Origin of the sequence: Coralloluteibacterium thermophilum (genome assembly GCF_042654365.1) — a bacterium.
GTDB lineage: Bacteria > Pseudomonadota > Gammaproteobacteria > Xanthomonadales > Xanthomonadaceae > Coralloluteibacterium > Coralloluteibacterium thermophilum.
In genome coordinates, this window is the sequence record NZ_JBHSGG010000030.1 from 59,958 (window position 1) to 86,098 (window position 26,141).

General features: G+C 73.9%; 23 protein-coding genes. 12 read left to right on the top strand and 11 right to left on the bottom strand.

The features are described 5' to 3' along the window. Positions 1-8 precede the first annotated feature (8 nt). Complete coding sequence (gene plsB, locus ACFO3Q_RS10960; RefSeq protein WP_377004724.1) at positions 9-2,612, top strand: glycerol-3-phosphate 1-O-acyltransferase PlsB; 2,604 nt, start codon at positions 9-11, stop codon at positions 2,610-2,612. A gap of 50 nt (positions 2,613-2,662) precedes the next feature. Here plsB and ACFO3Q_RS10965 read toward each other — a convergent pair whose 3' ends face one another. Both ACFO3Q_RS10965 and ACFO3Q_RS10970 read right to left on the bottom strand, forming a co-directional pair. Continuing rightward, a complete protein-coding gene (locus tag ACFO3Q_RS10965; protein WP_377004725.1) occupies positions 2,663-4,288 on the bottom strand; it encodes an ATP-binding cassette domain-containing protein in 1,626 nt (541 codons plus the stop codon). A 158-nt stretch (positions 4,289-4,446) separates the two neighbouring features. Continuing rightward, positions 4,447-4,656 (bottom strand): YdcH family protein, encoded by a 210-nt coding sequence (locus tag ACFO3Q_RS10970; RefSeq protein WP_377004727.1) that lies wholly within the window; start codon positions 4,654-4,656, stop codon positions 4,447-4,449. A 96-nt stretch (positions 4,657-4,752) separates the two neighbouring features. Between ACFO3Q_RS10970 and ttcA the strand changes: the two genes are divergently transcribed. The 3 genes from ttcA to ACFO3Q_RS10985 all read left to right on the top strand — a co-directional run bounded on the left by ttcA (position 4,753) and on the right by ACFO3Q_RS10985 (position 7,634). Then, positions 4,753-5,637 carry a tRNA 2-thiocytidine(32) synthetase TtcA gene (ttcA, locus tag ACFO3Q_RS10975; RefSeq protein WP_377004728.1) on the top strand — a complete coding sequence of 295 codons (885 nt, stop codon included), beginning with the start codon at positions 4,753-4,755 and terminating at the stop codon, positions 5,635-5,637. 78 nt (positions 5,638-5,715) lie between these two features. Continuing rightward, positions 5,716-6,621: a recombination-associated protein RdgC gene (locus ACFO3Q_RS10980; protein WP_377004729.1), complete on the top strand. Its 906-nt coding sequence runs from the start codon at positions 5,716-5,718 to the stop codon at positions 6,619-6,621. Between the two features lie 248 nt (positions 6,622-6,869). After that, complete coding sequence (locus tag ACFO3Q_RS10985; RefSeq protein WP_377004730.1) at positions 6,870-7,634, top strand: M48 family metallopeptidase; 765 nt, start codon at positions 6,870-6,872, stop codon at positions 7,632-7,634. A gap of 41 nt (positions 7,635-7,675) precedes the next feature. On the opposite strand, the gene ACFO3Q_RS10990 is transcribed toward ACFO3Q_RS10985, so the two are convergent. Further along, positions 7,676-8,527 carry an alpha/beta fold hydrolase gene (locus tag ACFO3Q_RS10990; RefSeq protein ID WP_377004731.1) on the bottom strand — a complete coding sequence of 284 codons (852 nt, stop codon included), beginning with the start codon at positions 8,525-8,527 and terminating at the stop codon, positions 7,676-7,678. 133 nt (positions 8,528-8,660) lie between these two features. Further along, positions 8,661-9,641: a ferrochelatase gene (hemH, locus tag ACFO3Q_RS10995; protein WP_377004732.1), complete on the bottom strand. Its 981-nt coding sequence runs from the start codon at positions 9,639-9,641 to the stop codon at positions 8,661-8,663. 184 nt (positions 9,642-9,825) lie between these two features. Here hemH and ACFO3Q_RS11000 point away from each other — a divergent pair, with 184 nt between their 5' ends. From ACFO3Q_RS11000 to ACFO3Q_RS11020, 5 genes are all read left to right on the top strand, one after another. Next, a complete protein-coding gene (locus ACFO3Q_RS11000) occupies positions 9,826-10,695 on the top strand; it encodes a lipid-binding SYLF domain-containing protein (RefSeq protein ID WP_377004733.1) in 870 nt (289 codons plus the stop codon). Between the two features lie 73 nt (positions 10,696-10,768). Then, the gene (gene tatA, locus ACFO3Q_RS11005) at positions 10,769-11,023 is read left to right on the top strand and encodes a Sec-independent protein translocase subunit TatA (protein WP_377004734.1); all 255 of its coding nucleotides are present in this window, start codon (positions 10,769-10,771) and stop codon (positions 11,021-11,023) included. Between the two features lie 19 nt (positions 11,024-11,042). Beyond that, positions 11,043-11,471 carry a Sec-independent protein translocase protein TatB gene (tatB, locus tag ACFO3Q_RS11010; RefSeq protein ID WP_377004735.1) on the top strand — a complete coding sequence of 143 codons (429 nt, stop codon included), beginning with the start codon at positions 11,043-11,045 and terminating at the stop codon, positions 11,469-11,471. Beyond that, on the top strand, positions 11,468-12,223 hold the full coding sequence (tatC, locus tag ACFO3Q_RS11015) for a twin-arginine translocase subunit TatC (RefSeq protein ID WP_377004737.1): 756 nt from the start codon (positions 11,468-11,470) through the stop codon (positions 12,221-12,223). The genes tatB and tatC overlap by 4 nt, the downstream gene beginning before the upstream one ends. Further along, positions 12,198-12,896 carry an RDD family protein gene (locus tag ACFO3Q_RS11020; RefSeq protein ID WP_377004738.1) on the top strand — a complete coding sequence of 233 codons (699 nt, stop codon included), beginning with the start codon at positions 12,198-12,200 and terminating at the stop codon, positions 12,894-12,896. The genes tatC and ACFO3Q_RS11020 overlap by 26 nt, the downstream gene beginning before the upstream one ends. Before the next feature lie 44 nt (positions 12,897-12,940). On the opposite strand, the gene ACFO3Q_RS11025 is transcribed toward ACFO3Q_RS11020, so the two are convergent. Continuing rightward, entirely contained in the window at positions 12,941-13,768 is an 828-nt protein-coding gene (locus ACFO3Q_RS11025) for a BPSS1780 family membrane protein (RefSeq protein ID WP_377004739.1), read from the bottom strand. Between the two features lie 152 nt (positions 13,769-13,920). Between ACFO3Q_RS11025 and glyQ the strand changes: the two genes are divergently transcribed. The 3 genes from glyQ (at position 13,921) to ACFO3Q_RS11040 (ending at position 19,219) form a co-directional block, all read left to right on the top strand. Continuing rightward, positions 13,921-14,832 (top strand): glycine--tRNA ligase subunit alpha, encoded by a 912-nt coding sequence (gene glyQ / locus ACFO3Q_RS11030; protein WP_377004740.1) that lies wholly within the window; start codon positions 13,921-13,923, stop codon positions 14,830-14,832. Between the two features lie 50 nt (positions 14,833-14,882). Further along, positions 14,883-16,982, top strand: coding sequence for a glycine--tRNA ligase subunit beta (glyS, locus tag ACFO3Q_RS11035; RefSeq protein ID WP_377004741.1), 2,100 nt, complete (start codon positions 14,883-14,885; stop codon positions 16,980-16,982). Positions 16,983-17,065: 83 nt separating this feature from the next. Next, positions 17,066-19,219 (top strand): diguanylate cyclase domain-containing protein, encoded by a 2,154-nt coding sequence (locus tag ACFO3Q_RS11040; RefSeq protein ID WP_377004742.1) that lies wholly within the window; start codon positions 17,066-17,068, stop codon positions 19,217-19,219. On the opposite strand, the gene ACFO3Q_RS11045 is transcribed toward ACFO3Q_RS11040, so the two are convergent. The 6 genes from ACFO3Q_RS11045 to ACFO3Q_RS11070 form a co-directional block, all read right to left on the bottom strand. Beyond that, complete coding sequence (locus ACFO3Q_RS11045; protein WP_377004743.1) at positions 19,213-20,829, bottom strand: sulfite reductase subunit alpha; 1,617 nt, start codon at positions 20,827-20,829, stop codon at positions 19,213-19,215. The genes ACFO3Q_RS11040 and ACFO3Q_RS11045 overlap by 7 nt on opposite strands. Further along, the gene (locus tag ACFO3Q_RS11050; RefSeq protein WP_377004744.1) at positions 20,826-21,854 is read right to left on the bottom strand and encodes an FAD:protein FMN transferase; all 1,029 of its coding nucleotides are present in this window, start codon (positions 21,852-21,854) and stop codon (positions 20,826-20,828) included. Before ACFO3Q_RS11050 ends, ACFO3Q_RS11045 begins: the two co-directional genes overlap by 4 nt. Positions 21,855-21,857: 3 nt before the next feature. After that, entirely contained in the window at positions 21,858-22,661 is an 804-nt protein-coding gene (locus ACFO3Q_RS11055) for a DUF4198 domain-containing protein (protein WP_377004745.1), read from the bottom strand. A gap of 26 nt (positions 22,662-22,687) precedes the next feature. After that, the gene (locus tag ACFO3Q_RS11060; RefSeq protein ID WP_377004746.1) at positions 22,688-23,197 is read right to left on the bottom strand and encodes a DUF2271 domain-containing protein; all 510 of its coding nucleotides are present in this window, start codon (positions 23,195-23,197) and stop codon (positions 22,688-22,690) included. Between the two features lie 10 nt (positions 23,198-23,207). Beyond that, a complete protein-coding gene (locus ACFO3Q_RS11065) occupies positions 23,208-23,840 on the bottom strand; it encodes a PepSY-associated TM helix domain-containing protein (protein ID WP_377004747.1) in 633 nt (210 codons plus the stop codon). An 85-nt stretch (positions 23,841-23,925) separates the two neighbouring features. Further along, positions 23,926-26,085, bottom strand: a complete 2,160-nt coding sequence (locus tag ACFO3Q_RS11070) for a TonB-dependent receptor domain-containing protein (protein WP_377004748.1) — start codon at positions 26,083-26,085, stop codon at positions 23,926-23,928. Between the last annotated feature and the right edge of the window lie 56 nt (positions 26,086-26,141).

Genomic DNA, 26,141 nt, shown 5'->3' on the forward strand with positions numbered 1-26,141 from the left:
ACGAAGGCATGATCGACCCCACCCCACGCGATCCGGCTCCCGGCATGGAACAGCCGCGCCTGCCCCTCGACGCGCCCGCCGGCACCGCGCTGGTCCCGGCGCGCCCGCCCTACGTCGCGCCGCCGCCGCGTCCGTCGCTGTGGCGGCGCTTCCTGGGGCAGCTGCTCGAACCGTGGATCGCGCTCAAGCGCGAGCCGGCGCAGCCGGCCGCGCTGCTCGATCCGGCGCGCCCGGTCTGCTACGTGGTGGAACATCACGGCCTGTCCAACGCGCTGATCCTCGAACGCGCCTGCCGCGAGGCGGGCCTGCCTTCGCCGCTGTCGCCGCTGCCGCACGAGGCGGTGGGCCGCCGGCGCAGCTACGTGGTGATGTCGCAGCGCCGACGCCCCGTCTCGGGCCGACCGGTGCCGCGCACCCAGCAGGAAGGGCTGGCGCGCCTGCTGGACTGCCACCTCGCGCACCCCGACCTCGACGTGCAGCTGGTGCCGGTGTCGATCTTCGTCGGCCGCGCGCCCGACCGGCAGACCGGCTGGTTCCAGGTGCTGTTCTCGGAGAACTGGGCCATCGTCGGCCGCTTCCGCCGCCTGCTGGCGATCCTGCTCAACGGCCGCAACACCATCGTGCAGTTCTCGCCGGCCTTCCCGGTGCGCGACATCCTCGCCGAGGGGCTGCCGCCGGAGCGCTCGGTGCGCAAGCTCGGCCGCGTGCTGCGCGCGCACTTCCGGCGCATCCGCGCCGCGGTGATCGGCCCCGACCTGTCGCACCGCCGCCTGTTCATCGACCGCATCCTCGACAGCGAGCCGGTGCGGCGCGCCATCGACGACCAGGCCCGCCGCGACAACACCACCCGCGAGGAGGCATGGAAGAAGGCGCACGCCTTCGCCTGGGAGATCGCGGCCGACTATTCGCATCCGGTGGTGCGCTCGCTGTCGTTCCTGCTGACGCCGTTCTGGAACCGCATGTACGACGGCGTCACCGTGCGCCACATGGAGACCCTGAAGGAGGTCGCGCCCGGGCACGAGGTGGTCTACACGCCCTCGCACCGCAGCCACATCGACTACCTGCTGCTCTCCTACATCCTCTACGGCCGCGGCGTGGTGCCGCCGCACATCGTCGCCGGCGTCAACCTCAACATGCCGGTGATCGGCTCGCTGCTGCGCCGCGGCGGCGCCTTCTTCATCCGCCGCTCGATCCGCGGCAACGCGCTGTACTCGACGGTGCTGAGCGAGTACGTCGCGCAACTGATCGGCGAGGGCTTCTCGATCGAGTACTTCGTCGAGGGCGGCCGCTCGCGCACCGGCCGCATGCTCGCGCCCAAGGGCGGCATGGTGTCGATGACGGTGCGCGCCTTCCTGCGCGCGCCGCGGCGCCCGGTGGTGTTCGTGCCGGTCTACATCGGCTACGAGAAGGTGATGGAGGGCGAGAGCTACCTCGACGAGCTCACCGGCCGCCCGAAGCAGAAGGAGACCGTCTGGGCCCTGCTCAAGGGCGTGGCCGGCATCCTGCGCAGGCGCTACGGCAAGGTCGCGCTGTCCTTCGGCGAGCCGATCCATCTCGACGAGGTGCTCGCGCGCCACGCGCCGGGCTGGAAGGACGCCGACCCCGACGCCAAGCCCGAATGGCTGGGCGGTGCGGTGGACGAGATCGCCGAGCGCATCGTGGTCAACATCAACAGCGCGGCCGACGTGAACCCGGTCAACCTGCTCGCCCTGGCCCTGCTCGCCACGCCGCGGCGCGCCATGGGCGAGGCCGACCTCGTCGCGCAGCTCGCGCTGGCCAAGACCCTGCTCGCCGCGGTGCCGTACTCGGAGCGGGTGACGGTCACCCCGCTGTCGCCGGCGGAGATCATCGACTACGGCGAGCGCATCGGCGTGCTCACCCGCACCCGGCACCCGCTGGGCGACGTGATCGGCTTCGAGCCCGAGACCGCGGTCCTGCAGAGCTACTACCGCAACAACGTGCTGCACCTGTTCGTCGCCGCGGCATGGATCGCCTGCTGCTTCCAGAACAGCCGGCGCATGAGCCGCGCGGGCGTGCTGCGCCTGGGCCGCGCCCTGTATCCCTTCATCCAGGGCGAGCTGTTCCTGCCCTGGGACGAGGACGGCTTCGCCGCGCGGCTGGAGCGCACCATCGACGTGTTCGTCGCCGAGGGCCTGCTCACCGCCATGCCGGCGACCGAGGGCGAGGGCGAGTGGCTGACCCGCGAGCCGGGGCAGACCGACGAGGTCTTCCGCCTGCGCGCCATCGCCCACAGCCTGCAGCAGGCCTTCGAGCGCTACTACATCGCCATCGCCATCCTGGTGAAGAACGGCCCCGGCGCGCTCACCGCGGCCGAGCTGGAGACGCTCTGCCAGCTCACCGCGCAGCGCCTGTCGCTGCTCTACGCGCCGGCGGCGCCGGAGTTCTTCGACAAGTCGCTGTTCCGCGGCTTCATCCAGCGGCTGCGCGGGATGGGCCTGGTGCGCGCCAACGACGAGGGCAAGCTGGTGTTCGACGAGCGCCTGGACACCTGGGCGAAGGACGCGCGGGTGATCCTCGGCCGCGAACTGCGCGCGACCATCATGACCATCTCGCCCGAGGCCGCGCGCGCCGAGGCCAGCCCGGCCGCCTGACCCGCGGGCACGCGTCGGCCGCGGGCGGCGGACGCCGGACAGCGGCCCCGCTACGCCGTCGCCACCGCCTCCTCGAAGCGCGCCGCATCCAGCCGCAGACGCCGGTCGAGTGCGAGCGCATCGAGCAGGGCCGGATCGTGGCTGACCACCAGCAACGCGCCCGGCCAGGCCCGCAGCAGGGCGACCAGCGCCTCGCGGCTGTCGAGGTCGAGGTGGTTGCCCGGCTCGTCGAGCAGCAGGAAGGGCGCCGCCGGCCGCGCCCAGGCGGCGCCCGCGATGGCCAGGCGCATGCGCTCGCCGCCGGAGAGGACGCCGACCGGCAGGCGCGCACGCGGACCCGGCAGACCCAGCAGGGCCAGCCGGTTCGACAGCACCGCGGCGCTCGTGCCGGGGCTCTCCCGCTGCAGCCAGTCGAGGGCATGCTGGTCGAGCGGCAGGTGGTCGAGATGCTGGTCCAGCAGACGCACCGGGACGTGGGCGTGCAGCCTGCCGGCCGCCACTGCGCCACGGCCGGCGATCGCGCGCAGCAGGCTGGACTTGCCGCTGCCGTTGGGGCCTTCCAGCCCGACGCGGACGGGGCCGCCCAGATGCAGGGTCAGCGCACGCGACGGATGCGAGGCGATGGGATGCACTGCCTCCAGGCTCAGCACGCGCGCCGCGTCCGGCAGCGCCACCGGCGCATCGACGAAGCTCGGCGCAGCCAGCGGCTCGCTCATGGCGAAGGCCTCACGCACGCCCGCATCGGCGGCCGCCAACGTCTCCGACAGCGCACTGCGCGCTTTCGACTGGCTGCGCTCGGCGGCGTCCCTGGAGGCGTCGAGCAGGATGCGCGCCTGGTTGCTCTCGCGTCCCGCGCGGTCGCCGCGGGCGCGTCGGCGATCCAGACGCTCCCGCTCGCGCGCCACCTCCCGGCGCGCCTGGGCCCGCGCGCGGTGCGCGGCCTCCAGCGCGTCCGCCTGCGCGGCCAGGCGCGCGCTGCGCTGCGCTCGCCAGCCCTCGAGGCCGCCGTCGCTGCGGACGATGCCCTCGGGCGTCAGCTCGTGGACGCGATCCAGGCGGCGCAGCCAGGCCGGATCGTGGGTGGCGACCAGGCAGGCACCGGGCCGCGCCGCGAACAGCGCGTACCAGCGCGCGGAGGCCGCGGCGTCCAGGTGGTTGGTCGGCTCGTCGAGCAGCAGCACGTCGGCGTCGGACCGCAGCGCCGCGAGCAGGCAGAGGCCTTGCCGCTCACCGCCGGAGAGGGCCGCCACCGCCTGGGCGGGGTCCAGGTGCCCGAGACCGGCTGCATCCAGCGCCCCGGCGACCCGCAGGCGCAGGTCCCAGCGGTCGTCGAGGCAGGCAAGGTCCTCGGGCGTGCCGCTGCCCGCCTCGAGCCGCGCCAGCGCGTCCAGCGCATCGCCCACGCCCAGCACGTCGGCGACGCGGCCACCGGCGCGCGCGGCCGCGTCCTGCTTGAGCAGGTGGATGCGCCCGGCCCGCAGCACCTCGCCCGCGGCGGGGGCGACGCGGCCGGCGAGCTGGCGCAGCAGGGTGGACTTGCCGATGCCGTTGCGACCCACCAGGGCGGAGACGCCCGCGGGCAGGTCGAGATCGGCGTTGCGGTAGAGACGGCGGCCGTCGGCGAGGACGGCAGCGAGACCACGGGCGACGAGCCCGGGCAGGGAGGCGGCGGACATGGAAGGCTCGCAAGGCAGGCGGACGATGCGGACCGCAGGCGGTCCCGTTCGGCGGATCCAGTGCCTTACTGCTTCACGTCACCCTGCTCCCTTCTCGCGGCTCCAGGGCGCGCATCCTAGCAGGTGGGCGGGCGCCCGCGCGGCGGCGGCAGGCGGGCCTATGCGTCGAGATCGGGGATCAGCTGGCTCTCCAGACGCGCGATGCAGTCCCTGAGCAGCAGCTTGCGCTTCTTCAGCCGGCGCAGGGCGATCTGGTCGGCGTCGCGCGCCTCCGCCATGCGGGCGATGGCGGCATCGAGGTCGCGGTGCTCGAGCCGGAGCTCGGTCAGCCTGCGCGCGACGTCGGCAGGGTCCGGTGGACGCAGCATGCACCCGAGCTTAGCCCAACCGGCGCGCGCCGGCAGGGCGGGCCGGGGCCGCGGGGCCGGTACACTATGCGGCCGCCTTCCAGCCGTCCGACCGCCATGTCCGCAGTCGCCGAACGCGTGCCCGATCCGCGCCGCACGCACGAGAACAACAAGCTCGCCAAGCGCCTGCGCCGCCAGGTCGGCCAGGCCATCGCCGACTACGCGATGATCGAGGAGGGCGACAAGGTCATGGTGTGCCTGTCCGGCGGCAAGGACAGCTACACGATGCTGGACATCCTCCTGCAGCTGCAGAGGAAGGCGCCGGTGTCCTTCGAGCTGGTGGCGGTCAACCTCGACCAGAAGCAGCCGGGCTTCCCGGAGCACGTGCTGCCGCAGTACCTCGAGTCGCTGGGCGTGCCCTGGACCATCCTCGAGCAGGACACCTACTCGGTGGTGAAGCGCGTGATTCCCGAGGGCAAGACCATGTGCTCGCTGTGCTCGCGCCTGCGCCGCGGCGCGCTGTACACGCACGCGGAGGAGCAGGGCTTCACCAAGATCGCGCTCGGCCACCACCGCGACGACATGGTGGCGACCTTCCTGATGAACCTCTTCCACCACGCCAAGCTGTCGGGCATGCCGCCCAAGCTCCGCTCCGACGACGGCCGCAACACGGTCATCCGCCCGCTGGCCTACGTGCGCGAGGACGACATCGCGGCCTACGCGGCGTGGAAGGGCTTCCCGATCATTCCGTGCACGCTGTGCGGCTCGCAGGAGAACCTGCAGCGCAAGCAGGTGCAGAGGATGATGCGCGAGTGGGAACGCGAGTCGCCCGGCCGCGTGGAGCAGATCGCGCGCGCGCTGGCCGACGTGCGGCCGTCGCAGCTCGCCGACCCCAGGCTGTTCGACTTCGCCTCGCTCGGGCGCCGCAGCGACGCGCCCGTGCCCGACGCGCACGCCTGGCTCGCGGGCGACGCCGCCATCGACGCGCGCACCGAGAGCTGAGCCCCCCTTCCTCCACCCGCGACCGCGCCGCGCGCGGCCGCCGGCGTGCCCATCCGATCCGAACGCCCGAGCGTCCCGATGTTCTTCAAGAATCTCTGCTTCTTCCGCTTCCCCACCTCGCTGACCTTCGACGACCTCGAGGAGCGCCTCGCCGAGCACCAGCTCAAGCCGGTCGGCCCCACCGAGCTGTCCTCGCGCGGCTTCGTCCCGCCGCTGGGCCGCGACGCGTCCGCGCTGACCCACAAGGTGGACCGCTGCATCTGGATCACGGTCGGCGGCGAGGAACGCCTGCTGCCCTCGGTGGTGGTCAACGACACCCTGCAGAAGAAGCTGGACGAGCTGGAGGAGGCCCAGGGCCGCCGCCTCGGCGGCCGCGCGCGCAAGAAGCTCAAGGACGAGATCGTGTTCGACCTGCTGCCGCGCGCCTTCGTGCGCCCGGTGCGCACCGACGCCTACCTCGACCTCGAGCACGGCTTCATCGCCATCGACACCTCCTCGCGCAAGCAGGCGGAGAACGTCGCCTCGCAGCTGCGCGAGGCCCTGGGCAGCTTTCCCGCCCTGCCGCTCAACGCCGAGGTCGCGCCGCGCAACGTGCTGACCGCCTGGCTGGCGGGCGAGGCCCTGCCGGAAGGCCTGGCGCTGGGCGACGAGTGCGAGCTCAAGGACGCCGCCGACAAGGGCGCCGTGGTCAAGTGCACCCGCCAGGAGCTGGATGCCGACGAGGTCACCAAGCACCTGGAAGTGGGCAAGCAGTGCACGCGCCTGGCGCTGACCCTCGACGACCACGTCGGCTTCGTGCTCGGCGAGGACATCATCGTGCGCAAGCTCAAGTTCCTCGACGGCGCCGTGGAGTCGCTGGAGAACACCGAGCGCGACGACCTGCACGCGGAACTCGACGCCCGCTTCGCGCTGATGTCGGGCGAACTCAAGAGTCTGTGGCGCACCCTGGAAACGGCGCTGAAGCTGAGCAAGGCGGAGGCGTAGGGAGGGCTTGGGGCTGGGCTGGGCTGGGCTGGGCTGGGCTGGGCTGGGCTCGGGGCTCGGGGCTCGGGGCTCGGGGCTCGGGGCTCGGGGCTCGGGGAGCGTGAGCCATCACGGAACCGCCCTCAAGCTCATTCCCGCCCCCTGGTCCTTGGTCCCTGCTCCCTGCTCCCTGCCCTAAGCCCTAAGCCCTAAGCCCCAAGCCCCAAGCCCCAAGCTCCAGGACCAGGCCCAAGCCGCCCCCCGACCCCATGCCCCCTTCCCCCTCCCGCGCCCTGCAGCGCGACAGCTTCACCCTGACGCTCGGCGACGGCCGGGAGGTCGAGGTGGCGCGCGTGCGCGATCCGCGGGCGCGGCGGATCAAGCTCTCGGTCGACGAGCGCGGGGCGCGGCTGACCCTGCCGGCGCGCGCGTCGCCGGCGACCGCCGAGCGCTTCGCCGTGGCGCATCGCGACTGGCTCGCGGCGCAGTTGCTGCGCTTCGCGCCCGCCGACGCCGCGCCGCCGTTCGCGCAGGGCGACCCCGGCCCGCTGCCGCTGCGCGGCCGTGCGCATCCCGTGCGCTGGGTGACGGCGCGCTACGTCGGCGTGACCCTCGCGGAGGACGGAGCTCTGGTGGTCGCCGCGCCGGAGCAGGCGCGCGAGGCGACGCTGCGGCGGGCTCTGCTCGAGTTCTACCGCGCACAGGCGCGTGCCGACGTGGGGCGCTGGCTGCCGCGCTACCTCGACGGCCTGCCGCGCCCGCCGCGCGTCGTCTCCTTCAAGGTCCTGTCCTCGCTGTGGGGCTCGCTGAGCCCGTCCGGCGCGGTCTCGCTGGATCTCGCGCTGGTGCTGGGCCCGCCGGACGCCTTCGAGTACGTGCTGGTGCACGAGCTCTGCCACCTGATCCACGCCGACCATTCGCCGCGGTTCTGGCTCGAGGTCGAGCGCCGCTGCCCCGACTGGCGCAGGCATCGCGCCTGGTTCCGCGAGCACGGTGCCGGGCTCAAGGCCGGGTTGCGCCGGTTGGTCGGCTAGCGCGGCGCCGGGGCTTCCGCGCCCGCTCCCGACCCGGCCGCTCAGGCCCGCGCGGCGCCGAGCACGTCCGCGAGGGCGGCGGCGACCGCGGCCGGCGTCTCCATGTGCAGGTGGTGGTGGCCGGGCAGCACCGTGCAGGCGCCGTCCCGCAGGCAGGCCAGGCGCGCGTCGCGGACCGCCTGCGCGAGCGCGGGCAGGGTCTCCGTCGCGGCGACCACGCGGACCGGACAGGCGATCGCGCCCAGGAGGGCGCGCACCGCGGCCTCCTCCATCCGCAGCGGGCTGGGCCAGGTCAGGCGCGGGTCGCTGGCCCAGACGAAGCCGCCGTCCACGGCGCGCGTGCCGCGCTCGACCAAGAGGCGTGCGGCGGTCTCGCTCAGGCCGTTGGCCTGGATGCGGGCGCGGCAGGCGACGTCGAGGTCGGCGAACACGCGCAGCGGACGCGGACGCGCGCGGCGACGCACGAAGGCGTCGCGCAGCCGCTCCGGCGCCTCCTCGGGCCGCCCCGAGAGCGGGCCGGCGGATTCGACCAGGGCGAGCGCGGCGATCCGCTCCGGCATCGCCACCGCGGCCATGACCGCGACCGCACCACCGAGCGAGTGCCCGAGCAGGGCCACGGGCGCATGCCAGTCGAGCGCGTCGAGCACGGCCGCCACGTCGAGCAGGTACTCGACGAAGGTGTAGTCGGCGGCCGCGGCACGGTGGAAGGAGCGGCCGTGGCCGGCCAGGTCGATCGCGACCAGCTCGACCCCCGGCAGGTGCGCGGCCAGCGGCAGGAAGCTCGCGGCGTTGTCGAGCCAGCCGTGCAGGGCGAGCACCCGCGGCATGCCCGGCGCGCCCTGGCGCAGGGCGGCGATGCGGCCGCGCGGCGTGTCGAGGACGACGTCGCGCATCAGGACGCGCTCCCCGGGTCCGGGCGCGCATCGACCCGCGTGGCGGGACGGCGGCGCGGTGGAACAGCCCGCGGCCGGGGCCGCCCCCGCAGGCGCACCGCCGCGACAGGCATCGCGAAACCCACGCCCGCTCCTACAGCCCGGGCCAGCCCGCGCCCTCGCGGCGCAGCAGGCCGGCGAGCGCCGCGGCGTGGGCGGGGCTGTCGTTCAGGGCCGGGATGTAGCGCAGGCGCTCGCCGCCGGCCTCGCGGAAGAGTTCGGCGTTCTGCATGGCGATCTCCTCCAGCGTCTCCAGGCAGTCCACCGCGAAGCCGGGGCAGACCACGTCCACGTTGCGCACGCCGGCCTTCGCCAGCTCGACGAGGGTGGCGTCCGTGGCCGGCTCCAGCCAGGCCTCGCGGCCGAAGCGCGACTGGTAGGTCAGGCGCCAGTCCTGCGCGTCGAGGCCCAGGCGCTCGGCGACCGCGCGGCTGGAGGCCTCGCACTGCTGCGGATAGGGATCGCCGGCGTCGGCGAAGCGCTGCGGCAGCCCGTGGTAGGAGAACAGCAGCCGCTCGCCGGCGCCTTCGCGCGCGCGCCAGTCGGCGATGCTGGCGGCGACCGCGTCCAGCCAGGCCGGCAGCAGGTGGTAGTCGCCGACGAAGCGGAGGTCCGGCACCCAGGGCCAGCGCCTGAACTCGCGCGCAATGCGGTCGAGCACCGAGGCCGCCGTGCTCTGCGAATACTGCGGATACAGCGGCAGCACCAGCAGGCGGCGCATGCCGGCCTCGCGCAGCGCGCGCAGCACGTCGGGCACGGAGGGATTGCCGTAGCGCATCGCCAGCCGCACCGCCGCGCCCGGCAGTTCGGCCGCCACCGCGCGGGCGAGCCCGGTGGAGAGGGCCAGCAGCGGCGAGCCGTCCTCGCGCCAGATCTCGGCGTACTTCTTCGCCACCCGCGGCGAGCGCAGCGGCAGGATGGCTCCGTGCAGCACCGGGCACCACACCCACCGGCTGAGGTCGACCACCCGGTAGTCGTGCAGGAACTCGCCGAGGTAGCGCCGCACCGCGGGCGCGGTCGGCGCGTCGGGCGTGCCGAGATTGACCAGCAGCACGGCGGTGCCGGACTGGGACATGGGGAACTCCGGAAGGATCGGGGCGCGCTGGCGCGACGGGGGCTATTCTAAGCGGCGCATGCCGGAGCGCCCGCCGCGGCGTCCGGCACGGCGCGTTCCCCTCGTGCGGTACCGTCAGATGCGATTTATCCGCGCTGCGACAGAATCCGCCGCGCGTCGCCCCCTTCACCCAATGGAGACCTGCATGCGCCTTCCGGCTCGAATCCTGGCCCTTCCCGTCCTGCTGGCGCTCGCCGGCACCGCGGACGCAGGCCCCCGCGAGGACCAGCGCGCGATCGAGGCGGTCCAGGTCCTCGACACCCTGATGCAGGTGCCGGAGAGCGCGATCCCGGAGGCGCTGCTGCGCGAGGCGCAGGCGGTCGCGGTCTTCCCCAACGTGGTCAAGGCCGGCCTCATCATCGGCGGCCGCCGCGGCCACGGCCTGATCTCGGTGCGCTCGCCGGACGGCACCTGGTCGCACCCGAGCTTCATCACCCTGACCGGCGGCAGCATCGGCTTCCAGGCCGGCGTGCAGGGCAGCGACCTGGTGCTGGTGTTCCGCAGCCAGCGCGGCGTGGATTCCATCGTGCACGGCAAGTTCACCCTGGGCGCGGACGCCGCCGTCGCCGCCGGCCCGGTCGGCCGCATGGCCCAGGCCTCGACCGACGAGCAGCTGCGCGCCGAGATCCTCGCCTACGCGCGCTCGCGCGGCCTGTTCGCCGGCATCGCCATCGACGGCGCGGTCATGTCCATCGACCACCGCTCCAACCAGGGCGCCTACGGCCCCAACACCACGCCGCGGGCGGTGTTCGAGAACCGCGTCGGCGCCGCCTCGACGCCCATCGTCGACTTCCGCGACCGCCTGGAGGAGTACAGCCAGCCGCGCGGCGCCGGCCGCGTGACCACGCCCGCCGGCACCGGCGGCCAGCCGCTGGAGCTGCGCACCATTCCCGCCGACGAGCCGCCCGCGGCGACCGAGGCCATCCCGCTGCAGCAGGGCCCGGCGCCGACCCAGGGCTTCGAGCCGGTTCCGGAGCCGCAGCCCCTGCCCGAGGACGACCGCGGCGGCTGGTGACGGCCGGAGTCACGGTGCCGGAACGGGGCGTGCGGTATCCTCACGCTCCGTTTTCCCTCCGCAGTGACCTCCCATGGGTTCCTTCAGCATCTGGCACTGGCTCGTCGTCCTGGTGGTCGTCCTGCTGGTCTTCGGCACCAAGCGCCTCCGCAACATCGGCGAGGACCTCGGCAGCGCCATCAAGGGCTTCCGCAAGGGCATGAACGACGCCGACGCCGAGTCCGGCAAGCCGGCCGCCCGCCTCGGCGACGACAAGGACGCCCTGAGCCCCGAGCAGCGCGCGGCCCGCGACGCCGCCCGCGAGCGCGACGTCCCGCCGCGCGACTGATCGCGCGGTCCCGCCGGTCATGTTCGGGATCAGCTTCACCGAGCTGCTGATCATCGGCGTCATCGCCCTGCTCGTGCTCGGCCCGGAGCGGCTGCCGCGGGCGGCGCGCTTCGCCGGGCTGTGGGTGCGGCGCGCCCGCGCGCAGTGGGATTCGGTGCGCACCGAGCTCGAGCGCGAGCTGGCGGCGGACGACCTCAAGCGCAGCATCGGCGAACAGACCCGGTCGCTGCGGGAACAGGCCCGCGAGCTGGGCGAGGCGCTCAAGCAGGACACCGCCGGCGTCCGCGCCGCGGCCGAGGACGGCCGGCGCGAGCTGGAGGCCGCGACCCGCGCGGGCGAGGAGGCGCTGCAGGCACCGCCGCCGCCCGCCACCCCGCCCGCGCCGCCGGCCGACGACGACGCCGCGGCGCCACGCCCCCGCCAGGATTCCGGACACCCCAGCCCATGAACGACATGGCCCCCGACGACCGCGAGGAGAGCCTGCTCTCCCACCTCGTCGAGCTACGCACGCGCCTGCTGAAGGCGGTCGCGGCGGTCGTGCTCGTGCTGATCGCCCTACTGCCGTTCGCGCAGCAGCTCTACACCTGGCTGTCGGACCCGCTGGTCGCGCGGCTGCCGGCCGGCAGCCAGCTCGTCGCCATCGAGGTCGCCTCGCCGTTCTTCGCGCCGATCAAGCTGGCCTTCTTCGTGGCGGTGATCCTCGCCATGCCCGTCGTGCTCTACCAGCTCTGGGCCTTCGTCGCGCCGGGGCTGTACCGGCACGAGAAGCGCCTCGCCATGCCGCTGCTGGTCTCGGCCACGCTGCTGTTCTACGCGGGCTGCGCCTTCGCGTACTACCTCGTGCTGCCGGTGGTGTTCGGCTTCCTGACCTCGGTCACGCCGGAGAACGTGGCGATGATGACCGACATCAGCCGCTACCTCGACTTCGTGATGATGCTGTTCCTGGCCTTCGGCGCCAGCTTCGAGGTGCCGGTGGCGGTGGTCATCCTGGCCGCGCTGGGCGTGGTCGACATCGCCCAGCTCAAGCAGGCGCGCGGCTACGTGGTCGTCGGCGCCTTCGTCGTCGCGGCGATCCTGACCCCGCCGGACGTGATCTCGCAGCTCATGCTCGCCATCCCCATGTGCCTGCTCTACGAGCTGGGGATCGTCGCCGCACGCTTCGTCAGACCCCAGGATGCCGCCGCGGCCCGAGCCCGCTGAGCCTGCGGCGGGCTTCTGGCCGCGCTGGCTGGCGTGGTCGCTGGACGCATCGGCGGTCGCGCCGCTGGCGGCGCTGCTGGCCTGGTGGCCCCTGCGGCCGGCCGTGCACGGGATCGACGCCGCCCTGCTGCGGCTGCGCGGCACGCTGGACGCCGCGCTCGACCGCCTGCTGATGGCGGGTGATGCCCTCCCCACGCCGCAGGCCCTGCTGTCCGCACTGGCGCGCGACCCGGCGGTGCAGGCGGCGGCCCTGGACCTCAATTCCGCCCTGCTGCACGCCCTCGCGCTGGCGCTGGGCGCCTGGCTGGCGGTCGCCGCGGCGTGGTGGATCGGATTCGAGGCCGCGCGCGGCGCCACGCCGGGCAAGCGCCTCGTCGGCATCGCGGTGCGCACGCGGACAGGGGCGCGGCCGGGGCTGCGTACCGCCGCACTGCGCTTCGCCGCCGGCGGGCTGTCGTGGCTGAGCCTCAACCTGGGCCACGCCATGGCCGCGCTCGCCCCGGCGCATCGCGCACTGCACGACCGCATCGCCGGTACCTCCGTGGTGCACGTCGACGCCGATGCGCAGCGCATGCCCCGCTGGGGCTGGCCCCTGATCGGCATGCAGGCCAGCGCCGCGATGCTGGCGCTGGCCTGGCTTGCACTGCGCTGGCTTCAGGCGGTCGCCGCCTGAAGCCGGCCGCCTCGGCGCGACGGTGCAGGTCGCGCCGGCGGGCCTCAGAACGCTGCGGTGGTCTCGTCCGGACCGGACGACGCCGCCGTCGGGGCCTGCGGGTCGAGCTCGAAGATCTCGCTGGCGGCGCGGTACATGGACGGGCCGACCAGGATCATGACGACCGCGAGCATCACCGCGTTGACCACGATCTGCACGACCAGGCCGAGGCCGGCGCCCAGCAGGCCGCCGAGAACGCCGACGATGCCGGCCGCGATCGTCAGCACCAGGCCGATCACGATCCAGCACAGCAGGTTGACGATCAGGGCGCCGATGTTGGCCCACATCGCCGAGAAGGCGCGGCGGATCGCGGTCCAGCCGCTCAGGCTCTCGTCGAGCATGGCCAGCGGCGTGGCGAGGAACAGGGTCCACCACAGCAGCAGGCCCACCGGGATGGCGACCACCATCGCCTTGAGCACGCCGGCGAGGAGGGCCATCGTCTCCGCCTGGCTCGGCTCGTTGCCGGCCATGATGCTCATCAGCGGCTGCACGCCCACCAGGCCCAGGAACACGACGAGGAGCACGAGGCTGACCACGACGTTGACGACGACGATCGGCAGCAGCCGCAGGAAGGCGCCCGGCCGCGAGAAGCCATCGAACACCTGCCCGATCTGGGCCGGCCGGCCCTCGACCTGGTCGCGCGTGGCGCTGACCATGCCGGCGTAGAACACGTGGTTCAGCATCCCCACGACGAGATTGAGGAGCGGCAGGGCGCCGATCGCCCCGAACACCACGGCGATGCCGGCGAAGCTGCCGAAGTTCTGGCGCACCACGTCGAACCCTTCGACGATCCAACCCGCGCCGCGGCCGGCGCCAACCTTGCGATGACTCATTTCTGCTCCCTGTGGGTGGTCGGCGCGGCCATCCCCATTGCGGCCGCGCACGGGCTCGCACTCTACACGCCGGCGGTGGCGGCCGGCAGGCGCCGTGCAGGCGGCCGCGGCGGCGCGGCTATACTGGCCCGCTGCCACCCGCGACACCTTCCATGGCCGCTCCCACCTTCCAGGAACTCATCCAGCGCCTCAACGCCTACTGGGCCGAGGCCGGCTGCGTGCTGATCCAGCCGCTCGACCTCGAGGTCGGCGCCGGCACCTTCCATCCTGCGACCTTCCTGCGCGCGCTCGGCCCCGAGCCGTGGAACGCCGCCTACGTGCAGCCCTGCCGGCGCCCGACCGACGGCCGCTACGGCGAGAACCCCAACCGCCTGCAGCGCTACTACCAGTACCAGGTGGTGATGAAGCCCTCGCCCGACGACATCGTCGAGCGCTATTTCGGCTCGCTGAAGGCCCTGGGCATCGACCCGCAGGTGCACGACCTGCGCCTGGTGGAGGACAACTGGGAGTCGCCCACGCTGGGCGCCTGGGGCCTGGGCTGGGAGGTCTGGCTCAACGGCATGGAGGTGACCCAGTTCACCTACTTCCAGCAGGCCGGCGGCCTGGAGTGCCGGCCGGTGCTGGGCGAGATCACCTACGGTCTCGAACGGCTGTGCATGTACCTGCAGAACGTGGACGACGTGTTCGACCTGGTGTGGACGCACGGCCCGGACGGCACGCCGGTCACCTACCGCGACGTCTACCACCAGAACGAGGTCGAGCAGTCGACCTACAACTTCGAGCTGGCCGACGTCGCCGAGCTGTTCCACCGCTTCGACGCCTGCGAGAAGGAGGCGATGGCGCTGGTCGAGGCCGGCCTGCCGCTGCCGGCCTACGAGCAGGTCTGCAAGGCCTCGCACAGCTTCAACCTGCTGGACGCGCGCCGCGCGATCTCGGTGACCGAGCGCCAGCGCTACATCCTGCGGGTGCGCAGGCTCGCGCAGTCGGTGGCCCAGGCCTACTTCGCGCAGCGCGAGAAGCTCGGCTTCCCCGGCCTCCGGCGCGCCGCCGGCGCGGCGGCCTGAGCCGCCGCGCCCGCCCTCCTCCTTCCACCGACTCCGACACCCGCGCAGCGATGAGCGACCGCAAATCCCTCCTGATCGAACTCGGCACCGAGGAACTCCCGGTCACCGCCCTGCCCGGCCTGGCGCAGGCCTTCTTCGAAGGCGTGGTCGGCGGGCTCGAAAAGCGCGGCATCGCCCTCGCCCGGGCCGGCGCGCGCGCGCTGTACACGCCGCGGCGGCTCGCCGTGCTGGTGCCGGAGGTCGCGCTGCGCCAGGCCGACGCCACGGACGAGCAGCTCGGCCCGCCGGCCTCGGCGGGCTGGGACGCCGGCGGCGCGCCGACCCCTGCCCTGCTCGGCTTCGCCCAGCGTTGCGGGATCGAGCCCTCGGCGGTGCAGACCCGGCAGACGCCCAAGGGCGAGCGCCTGTTCGCGCAGGTGTTCCGTCCCGGTGCGGCCACCGCGACCCTGCTGCCGGCCATCGTCGGCGAGGCGCTCGCGGGCATGCCCATCCCCAAGCCCATGCGCTGGGGCGCGCACGAGATCGCCTTCGCGCGGCCGGTGCACTGGCTGGTGATGCTGCTCGGCGATGCGGTCGTCGACGGCGAGATCCTCGGCGTGCGCGCCGACCGCATGAGCCGCGGCCACCGCTTCATGCACGGCAAGCCGCTGTGGATCGGCAGCGCCGACGAGTACGTCGAGTGCCTGCGCTCGGGCTGCGTGCTGGTCGATCCCGACGAGCGCCGCGCGCGCATCGTCGCCGAGGTCGAGGCGGCCGCCGCCAGCGTCGGTGGGCGCGCGCGCATCGCCGAGGACAACCTCGCCCAGGTGAACTGCCTGGTGGAGTGGCCGAGCGCGGTGCTGTGCGGTTTCGAGCCGGAATTCCTGGAGGTGCCGGCCGAGGCGCTGGTCCTCACCATGGAGACCAACCAGAAGTTCTTCCCGGTCCTGGACGCCGAGGGCCGCATGAGCCGGCACTTCGTCGGCGTGGCCAACATCGAGTCCACCGACGTGGCCGAGGTGCGCAAGGGCTACGAGCGGGTGATCCGTCCGCGCTTCGCCGACGCGCGCTTCTTCTTCGACGAGGACCGCAAGCAGGGCCTGGCGTCGATGAACGCGGGCCTCGCCGGCGTCACCTACCAGCAGAAGCTGGGCAGCCATGCGGACAAGGTCGCGCGCGTGGCCGCCCTGGCGGAGACGCTGGCGCCGGCGGCCGGCGTGGACCCCGCCCTGGCGCGTCGCGCCGCGGAGCTGTCCAAGGCCGACCTGCAGTCGCGCATGGTCGGCGAGTTCCCCGAGCTGCAGGGCATCGCCGGCCGCGTCTACGCCGCGGGCGACGCCGCCCTGGCGGACCTGCCCGAGGCGCAGCGCGCCGGGCTCGCGCTGGCGCTCGACGAGGTCTACATGCCGCGCAACGCGGCCGACGCCGTGGCGGCGAGCCCGCTGGGCCGCCTGCTCGCCGTGGCCGAGCGCCTGGACACCCTCGCCGGCGGCTTCGCGGCCGGCCTGAAGCCGACCGGCAACAAGGATCCCTTCGCGCTGCGCCGCAACGCGCTGGGCCTGGCGCGCACGATCGTCGAGGGCGGCCTCGAACTCGACCTTCCGCAGGCGCTGCACGCCGCTGCCGCGGCCCAGCCCTGCGGCGAGGCGGACGCCATCGCCGCCGAGCTCTACGACTTCGTCCTCGACCGCCTGCGCGGCTACTACGCCGAGCGCGGCGTGCCGGCGACGCATTTCGAGGCGGTGATCCAGACCCGGCCGGCCTCGCTGGGCGACCTGGACCGCCGGCTCGACGCCATCGCCGAGTTCGCGAGACTGCCCGAGGCCGAGGCGCTGGCCGCGGCCAACAAGCGCATCGCCAACATCCTGCGCAAGGCCGAGGACGCGGTGCCCGCCGCCATCGACCGCGCCCTGCTCAGCGAGCCCGCCGAGCAGGCGCTGGCCGAGTCCGTCGAGGCCGCCATCCGCGAGACCGACGAGGCGCTCGCCACCCGCGACTACGTCGCCGTGCTGCGCCGGCTGGCCTGGCTGCGGGCCCCGGTCGACAGCTTCTTCGACGACGTGATGGTGATGGCGGAGGACGCCGCCGTCCGCGGCAACCGCCTGGCCCTGCTGCAGCGCCTGCGCGACCGTTTCGGCGCGGTGGCGGACGTGGCCCAGCTCTCCGGCTAGCGCCGGCGGGCCCCGACGACGGGCGGAAGGCCGCGGCGCCGCCTCGGACCTCGTGTTCACATCGCGGAGGCTAGAACCCGCCGATGCACCCGCCCGAGCTCCGCCTGTCGCGCTCCTTCCTGGTCCTGGCGCCGGCGTTCTTCGCGCTCGGCGGACTCGCCGCGGCCTTCGCGCTCCTGGTCTTCCTGCTGGGCGGCGAGAGCGCCACGCTGTGGCTGGGCAATCCGCTGGCCATCGGCCTGGCGCTGCGCCTGCACCGCCGGGCCGCCATCGTCGCGGTGGCCTCGGTCGGCCTCGGCGAACTGGCGGCCGGCCTCGCGTTCGGGCTCGGCCTGCCCACGGCGCTCCCGCTGGCGGCGGTGAACCTGATGCAGGTGGTGGCGGGCCTGTGGGTGCTGCGCCGCCTCGGCATCGTGCCCGGACGGCTCCCGGACTTCGCCGGCTTCACCTGGACGCTGGGCCTGCTCGGCTTCGTGCTGCCCGCCCTCAACGCGGGCCTGCTGATCGGCATCCTCACGCTGGAGGGCGCACCCGCCGAACGCTTCTTCACCTACTGGTCGTCCAACGCGGTGAGCATGCTGCTGGTGCTGCCGATGATGCTGGCCTGGCGCAGCGAGCCGGCGGACGTGGCGCGCGGCCGCGGCGAGCCGCTGGTCCTGGTCGCGCTGGCGATGGGGGTCGCCGCGCTGGCGACCGGCCTGTTCGGGCAGCCCTACGTGCTGGTGCTCCTCCCGCTGCTGCTGACCGCCTTCCGCACCGGCGTGTTCTGGACCGCCGCGGCCTGCGCGGCCTCGCTGGGGGTGGTGGTGGGCCTGCGCCTGGCCGGGTTGCAGGGCTGGCTGCACGCGGAACCCGGCTCGGCGCTGGGCGTCGGCGAGACGCATTTCTATGCGGCGGTGACCGTCCTCGTGCCGCTCTACGTCAGCCTGCTGCTCGCGCGCGCCCGCGCCGCCGAGGCGCACCGCAGGCAGGCCCAGCGCCAGCTGCGCTCGATCGCGGACAACCTGCCCGCGCTGGTCGCCTACGTGGACGCGGACATGCGCTACCAGTTCGCCAACGCCCGCTACCGCGACTGGTACGGCCGCGAACCGTCCGACCTCATCGGCCGGACGCCCGCGGAGATCTTCGAGCCCGGCCTCGCCGCGGTGGTCGAGGACAGCCTGCGGCGCTGCCTGACCGGGGAGCGGGTGACGTCGGAACGGGCGCTGCCGAGCGGTCGCTTCGTGCACGCGATCTACGAGCCCGACCTCGGCGACGGCACGGTCGCGGGCGCCTTCATCCTGGTCAACGACATCAGCGAGCGGCGCGCGATGGAGGAGGACCTCTTCCGCGAGAAGGAGCGTGCCGAGATCACCCTCAACTCCATCGGCGACGGCGTGGCCGTGGTGGACGCCGGCGGCCGCGTGCGCTCCCTCAATCCTGCCGCGCGCGCGCTGGCCGTCCGCGGCGACGAGGCGCTCGGGCGCGCGGTCGAGGACGTCCTGCCCCTGTACGACGCGCTGACCGGCGCGCCGGTGCCCAGCCCCCTGCGCGAGGCCATGCGCGCCAACCGCGCGGTCGAGCCGGGCGCCGACGTGGACCTGCTGCGGGGCGACGGCGTGCGCATGGCGGTGGACCACAGTGCGGCACCGGTGCACGACCGCAGCGGCCGCGTGGTCGGCGGCGTGATGGTCTTCCACGACATCGGCGAGACGCGCGCCCTGCGCGAGCGCCTCGCGCACCTCGCCCGCCACGATCCGCTCACCGGCCTGCCCAACCGCACGGTGCTGACCGAGCGCCTCGCGCAGGCGCTCGCCCTGGCGCGGCGCAGCGAGCGCACGCTCGCGCTGATGTTCCTCGACATGGACCGCTTCAAGGCGGTCAACGACGAACTCGGCCACGCCGCCGGCGATGCCCTGCTGGCACAGGTCGCCGCACGCCTGGTCGGGGCCGCGCGCCGCAGCGACACCGTCTGCCGACAGGGCGGCGACGAGTTCATCGTGCTGATGCCGGACGTGGACGGCCCGGACGGCGCGCGCGCCATGGCGCGCCGGCTGCTGGACGCCTGCGCCGAGCCCTATCTCGTCGAAGGGCATCGCCTGCACATCCTCTTCAGCATCGGCGTCGCCCTGTTCCCCGGGGACGGCGAGGACGCCGAGACCCTGATGCGCAACGCCGACACCGCGATGTACCGCGCCAAGCTGGACGGCGGCAGCCGCTACCGCCTGCACGACGCCACCCTGGACGCCGGTCAGTAGACGTCGCGCCGGTAGCGCCCTTCCTCCACGAGCGCGTCCACGCGCGCCTCGCCGAGGGCCTCGCGCAGCACCGCATCGACCGCGGGCGCCATGCCCTGCAGGCTGCCGCAGACGTAGACCGCCGCGCCGTCGTCGATCCAGGCGCGCAGCGGGTCGGCCGCGGCCGCCAGGAGGTCCTGCACGTAGACGCGCCCGGGCGGATCGCGCGAGAACGCCAGGTCCAGCCGCGCGAGCAGGCCGTCGGCCTCCCAGGCGGCCAGCTCCTCGCCGAAGAAGCGGTCGTGGGCGCGGCTGCGCTCGCCGAACAGCAGCCAGTTGCGCCGGGCGCCGGCCAGCGCCCGCGCCTTGAGATGCGCGCGCAGCCCGGCGATGCCGGTGCCGTTGCCGACCAGGATCAGCGGCCGCGCGGGATCGGGCGGATGGAAGCCGCGATTGCTGCGGATGCGCAGCGCGATGGCCTCGCCCGGCGCGGCGTGGGCCGTGAGCCAGCCGCTGCCCAGGCCGAGCGCGCCGGCGGCGTCGCGCTGCTGGCGGACCACGAGTTCCAGCGCGCCGTCGCCGGGGACGGAGGCGATCGAGTACTCGCGATGCGGCAGCCGGGGCAGGCGCGCGACGTAGGCCGGCGCCGGTTCGCCCGCCAGCGCGGGCAGGTGTTCGCGTTCGGCCAGGACCTGCGCGAGCGGCTGCCGCTGCCCGTCGCACTCGATCTCCTCGTCGCCGTCCCAGCCCCGCGCGGCGAGCAGGGCGGCGACCCGCGCAGGCGCATGCCGCGGGCCCACCTCGGCGATGTCGCCGGCCTCCCAGGCCGGCAGCGGCGCCGCGTCCGGACGCAGCGCCAGATGGAAGGCCGGCGCGCCGGCGCTGCCGGGGTTGAGCAGGCGACGCGCATGCAGCCGCCAGCGCGCGTAGCGCGGCGGCTCCCAGTCCGGCAGGTGGGTGCCGGCGAGCTGGCCCAGGTGGTGCAGCCAGTGGCGCAGCGCGCCGGGATCGGCGTTGTCGACCTCGACCGTGTCGAACAGCGGCTGCGCGCCGTTGTGGCGCAGCCAGCTCTCCAGCCGGCGCCCGAAGCCGCAGAACGCGGCGTACTCGCTGTCGCCGAGCGACAGCAGGCCGTAGCGTAGGTGCGGCAGCGGCCGCGCATGGGCGAGCACCTCGCGCACGAAGCGCAGCGCGCCGTCGGGCGCGTCGCCCTCGCCGGTGGTGGACACGACGAACAGGGCCCGCGCCGGCGCCGCCTCCGGCGCGAACGCGGACAGCGGCAGCACGCGCGCGGGGACACCGGCACCGGCCAGCGCCTCGGCGCTGCGCCATGCCAGTTCGTCGGCGAAGCCGGTCTGGCTGGCGACGTAGATCGGCAGGGCATCCGCGTCGGATGCGCCCGCCGGCGTCCGCATCCGCCGCGTGCGGCGGCGCCAGCCGACCTGCACCGCGACCGCGCCGACGTAGGCCGCCAGCACCGTGCCGGCCAGAAGCCAGTCGCGCGCGGCCACGTCCGGCAGGCGCCACAGCGCCTCGCCCTGGAGGCGCGCGAGCGCCAGCGCCATGACCAGCAGCAGCCCCAGCGCGAGGCCGTTGCCGAGCACCGCCCGCATGCGCTGCGCCTGGCTCATCGGGCCAGCGCGCGGCGGAACTGCGGGGTCGTCCGCACCCGGAAACCGTCGCCGCGCCGCTCGACCAGCAGGGCGGCGAGCCCCTGGCGGCGCGCCCAGCGCCATCCGGCGCGCGGCCCGAGCACCATGATCGCCGCGGCCTGCGCGTCGGCATGCATGGCTTCGGCATCGAGGACGGTCACCGCGGCGAGCCCGTGGGCGACGGGCTCGCCGGTGCGCGGGTCCAGCGTATGCCCGTAGCGGCGGCCGGCGTGCTCGAAGTAGGCCCGGTAGTCGCCGGAACTGCCCGCGGCCGCGTCGCGCAGCGCGACGACCGCGGCCCGGCGACCCTCGACGCCGTGCGCGTCGGGCGGCAGCTCGACCGCGATGCGCCACGGGCTGCCGTCGGGCTTGCTGCCGCGCGCGCGGAACTCGCCGCCGATCTCCACCAGCGAGGCGGTCGCGCCGAGCGCGGCGAGCCGTGCGCCCGCGCGGTCCGCGGCGAAGCCCGGGACCAGTGCGTTGACGTCCAGCAGCAGCCCGCCCGGCTGGGTGGCGCCGCCGGTGGCGGGATCGAAGTCCAGCCGTTGCCAGCCGACCCGCGCCCGCGCCCCGGCGAGCGCCTCAGCGGACGGCGGCGCGGTGCGCGGGGCGCCGGTGCCGAAGCCCCAGGCCTCGGTGAGCGCGCCCACGGTCGGATCGAAGGCGCCGCCCGTGGCCTCGGCCAGCGCCAGCGCGTAGGCGAGCACGTCGGACAGCGGCGCGGGCAGGGCATGGCGGCTGCCGGCGGGCGCGGCGTTGAAGCGCGCGAGGTCGGAGTCCGGCTCCCAGGCGCTCATCTGCGCCACGATGGCGGCGAATTCCGCCTCGACCGCGCCGCGCAGGGTGTCGTCGTCCACGTCCGCCGGGGCGACGACCTGCACCGACCAGGTCGTGCCCATGCTCTCGCCCGCGAAGGCGCGCACGCGCTCGCCGGCGCCGGCCACGGATGCGGCGAGCGCCAGCGCCGCGAACAGCCAGGCGCGCAGGGCGTGGAGCGGACGCATCGCTTACTGCGGCAGGACCTCGAGGGTCGCGGTATAGGTCGCGCGACGCTTGCCGGCGCGCGGATGGCGCGTGCGCTCGTCCTCCACCGCGGCCTCCAGCCAGTACATGCCGGGTGCGTCCCAGGTGATGGCGAAGCGGCCCTCGGCGTCGGTGGTGAGCGTGGTCTCGTTCTGCGCGTCGCGGTAGCGCGTGCCGCCGGGCACCACCTCGACCTCGACGCCGGCCGCGGGCGCGCCATCGAGCAGCAGGGCGAAGGTCGCCTCCTCGCCCGCGAACAGGTCGTTCGGGTGGGTCACCGGCACCAGCTCCAGGCCGTTGCCGCCGGGCGCCAGCGCGCCGGTGCTGGGCGAACCGGCGGTCACGAAGCTCTCGATGCGCACGACGGTCTCGCTGATCTGGACGTCGGTCGCGTCCGCCGGCAGCTCGGCCTCCAGCCGATCGGCGCTCCCGCGCCAGCGCCGGCGCTCGCCGCCCTGCTGGTAGCTGGCGAACATGCCGTCGTTGACGATGGCCAGACGATAGGTGCCCGACTGCTGCAGGTGCAGGTCGAACACGCTGCGGTACTTGCCGGTGAAGGGGTTCTCGGCCTCGACGCGGCTGCCGTCCGGCGCGGTGATGGCGAGGCCGTCCAGGCGCAGCGGCACGTGGTTGAAGTAGAACAGGTCGTTGGAGACCGCCGCGTCCACGGTGATCCACTGGTCGTTGGCGAGCACGGTGGCGGAAGGCTTGATCCACAGCTTGTGGGCCTGCGCGGCCATGGGCAGGGCGGCGGCGAGGGCCACGGCGAGGGCGAGCGTGCGCTTCATGGGCGTCTCCTTGGGAATCGACGAAGTCAGGGGGTCAGTTCGAGCGCGATGGCGCCGAGTTCGCTCTCGCCCTGCACGGCGAGGGTCTCGGGCGCCTTGGGCGGCCAGGCGAAGGGCAGGCGCAGCAGTTCGCGCCCGCCGACCTCGCGCGCCGCCTCGACGACGAGGGTGTAGTCGCCCGGCGCCAGCCCCGCGAGCGGGCCGGAGGCGTCGCTGAAGCTCAGGCGGTGCGTGCCCACCGGGCGGGTCGCGCCGGTGACGCCGTCGACCGGCAGCTCCAGCGAGCGGCCGCTGCGCCGCCACCACTGGCGCATGTCCTTGAGCCACTTCTCGCCTTCGCGGTTGGCCATCCTGGTGTCGTACCAGACAGCGAGGTTGGTGACCTCGGCGGGCGTGGCGCCCTCGATCCAGATCGCCACGTAGGGACGGTGGTACTCGGCGACGTTGAGCCGCGGGATCTCGATGCTCAGGTTCATCTCGGCGGCGAGGGCCGGCGTCGCGAACAGGCCGCAGAGCAGGGCGAGGGCGGTGCGCATGGGTCGATTCCTAATGGATGAAGAGCAGGGCGAGGAGGACGGGCACCAGCAGGCCGAGGCCCACGGTCGGCCAGGTCATCGCCCGCTTGCCGCCGTGCAGTTGCAGCAGCACCAGGCCGGTGATGCAGAACACCAGGCAGGCGACCGCGAACACGTCGATGAACCAGCTCCAGGCGGCGCCGGCGTTGCGGCCCTTGTGGAGGTCGTTGAGGTAGGCGATCCAGCCGCGGTCGGTGCGCTCGTACTCGACGTCGCCGCTGGCCAGGTCGACGCTCAACCAGGCGTCGCCGCCGGGGCGCGGCAGCGACAGGTAGATCTCGTCGTCGCTCCATTCCGCGTCGCGCGCGCCGGCGCGCACGTCGAGCGCATCGGCGAGCCAGGCACGCAGGTCGGGCGGCAAGGGCGCCTCGGCGCCGGCGTCCGCGGCCGCCGCCTCGAGCGCGGCCCGCAGCGGCTCCGGCAGGACCGCGCTGCGGGTGACCACCTCGGGCGTGGCCTCGATGCGCGAGGCGTGGTTGAGCGTGATCCCCGTGACCGCGAACAGCAGCATGCCGACCAGGCACAGCGCCGAGCTGATCCAGTGCCACTGGTGCAGGGTCTTGAGCCAGTAGGCCCGGCGCTGCGGGTTGGGGGCGCTCGGCATGGAGTACGGCCGGTTCCTGATGAGGCGGGAGGGTCGGAGGCTCAACGCCGCGCGCGCGGGAATCCGTCGGCGCCCCCGGTTGCGGTCAGAAGCCCACGTTGAGCGAGACCCAGAGCCTGCGGCCGTCCTCGTTGTTGATGTGCGTGTTGGCGTAGGCGACGGTGCCCGCGGCGTCGCTGACGTAGGGCAGGTAGCGCACGAAGTCCTTGTCGAAGAGGTTGTAGATCGCGGCGTTCACGCTGACGTTCTCGCTGGCGCGCCAGGTGCCGCCGAGATGCCAGACGGTATAGGGCTTGTAGTCGCCGAGCTGGTCCTGCGCCGGGCCTTCGCCGCGGTAGCGCGCGCTGCGGTACTGGCCGCGCAGGTAGAGGTCGACGGCGTCGGTCACCTGCCACTGCAGCGCGCTGTTGAGCATGTGGCGCGGCGTGTTGAGGAGCGGCTGCCCGGCGGCGGCGCCGCTCTTCTGCTCGCTGTCGGTGAAGGTGTAGTTGGTCACCAGCGCCCAGGCCGGCGACAGCGGCAGGCGCAGGCTGGCCTCGGCACCGCGGGTCACCGCCTCGTCGATGTTGACGCTCTGGCCGAAGGTCGCGGCGTTGGGCCAGTAGCCCACGTCGACGCAGCCCGCCGTGGGGTAGCCGCCCGCCTCGTACTCCGCGCGGCTGAGCCCGAAGGTGCAGTTGGCCACGGGCACGCCGGTGGCGATCTTGTCCTTGAACTCGTTGTTGAACAGGCTGAGGCTGGCGTTGATGCCGGTGTCGCCCGCGTAGTAGGCGCCGATCTCGGTGGTGGTCGTGATCTCCGGCTGCAGGGTCGGCGTGCCCAGCAGGGGCAGGCGGCCCTGCTGGCCGAAACCGTTGATGCCCGGGGTGAGCTGTTCCACGCGCGGGGTCTTGTAGCCGCGGCTGACGCCGCCCTTGAGCACCCAGTTGGGGCTGGCGTTCCAGACCAGGTAGGCGCGCGGGCTGGTCTGCCCGCCGAACACGCTGTGGTCGTCGCGGCGGGCGCCGAGGGTCAGCTTCAGGTCGTCGGCGAGGCTCCACTCGTCCTCGACGAACAGGGCCCACTGGCGGAAGTCGAACGGATCCGAGACGACGCCGTCCACCAGTTCGGCCTTCCACCACTGGCCGCCGACGCTCAGCATGTGCGCGCCGAACGAGGTCACCAGCTTGGTGTCGAACACCAGGTTCTCGTTCTCGAGCCTGCGCGGGCCGCCGGCCCCGGCGACGCCGGGCGGGATCAGGCGGCCGATGGTCTCGGTGGTGCTGCGCGCGAGGCTGCTCTCGAGGGTGCCGAAGCCGAAGCGGGCGTCCCACGCCAGGATCGCCTGGTCGCGGTTGTAGCGCTGGGTCTCGGCGTAGCCGCCGGCACCGAGGGTGCCCATCTGTCCGTCGGAGTTGTCGTAGGTCTGGCGGTTGCGGTTGGCCTCGAGCCAGAGGTCGTGGTCGGGCGACGGCGTCAGGCTGAGGCGGGCGCCGAGGCTGAAGTTGTCGTAGGCGACCGGGTTCGCGCCCATCCACGGCACGATCTCCTCGCCGTCGAGGTCGCCGTAGGCGATCGCGGTGGCGTCGCGCTCGTGCACCGAACCGTAGACCGCGAGCCCGAGCACGTCGCGGGCCAGCGGCCCGTTGAGGTAGAAGTTGCCGCCGCGGCTGTCGCCGAAGCGGCTGTCGTCCTGGAGGGTCGTCTCCAGCATCACGTTGCCGCGCCACGCGTCGCCGACCTTGCGGGTGATGATGTTGACCACGCCGCCCATCGCGTCGGAACCGTAGAGCGTGGACATCGGGCCGCGGATGATCTCGATGCGCTCGATCGCCGACAGCGGCGGGATGAAGTTGTTCTGGGTGCCGTCGAAGCCGTTCGGCGCGACGTTGCCGGAGACGTTCTGGCGACGGCCGTCGATCAGGATCAGGGTGTACTGCGCGGGCATGCCGCGGATCGAGATGCTGGGAGCGCCGGTCTTGTCCACCGCGTCGCCGATGTCGATGCCCTCGACGTCCGCCAGCGCCTCCGCGATGCCGTGGAAGGGCTTGTTCTCCAGGTCCTCGCGGGTGATGACGCTGATGCTCGCCGGCGCCTCGCGGATCATCTGCTCGAAGCCCGAGGCCGTCACCACGACCTGGTCCAGCGTCCGCGGCGCCGCCGCCGGATTCGGCTCGGCCAGCGCCGGTGCGGCGGCCAGGGCGAGTGCGAGGAGCGACAGGCGCGGGGCGGTCGCGGCACGCGTGCCGCGGAGCGGGAGGGACATGGCGTGGTCCTTGGTGGTGGTGGAACGCCGCCGCCGGACGCGGGCGGGGTGTCGAG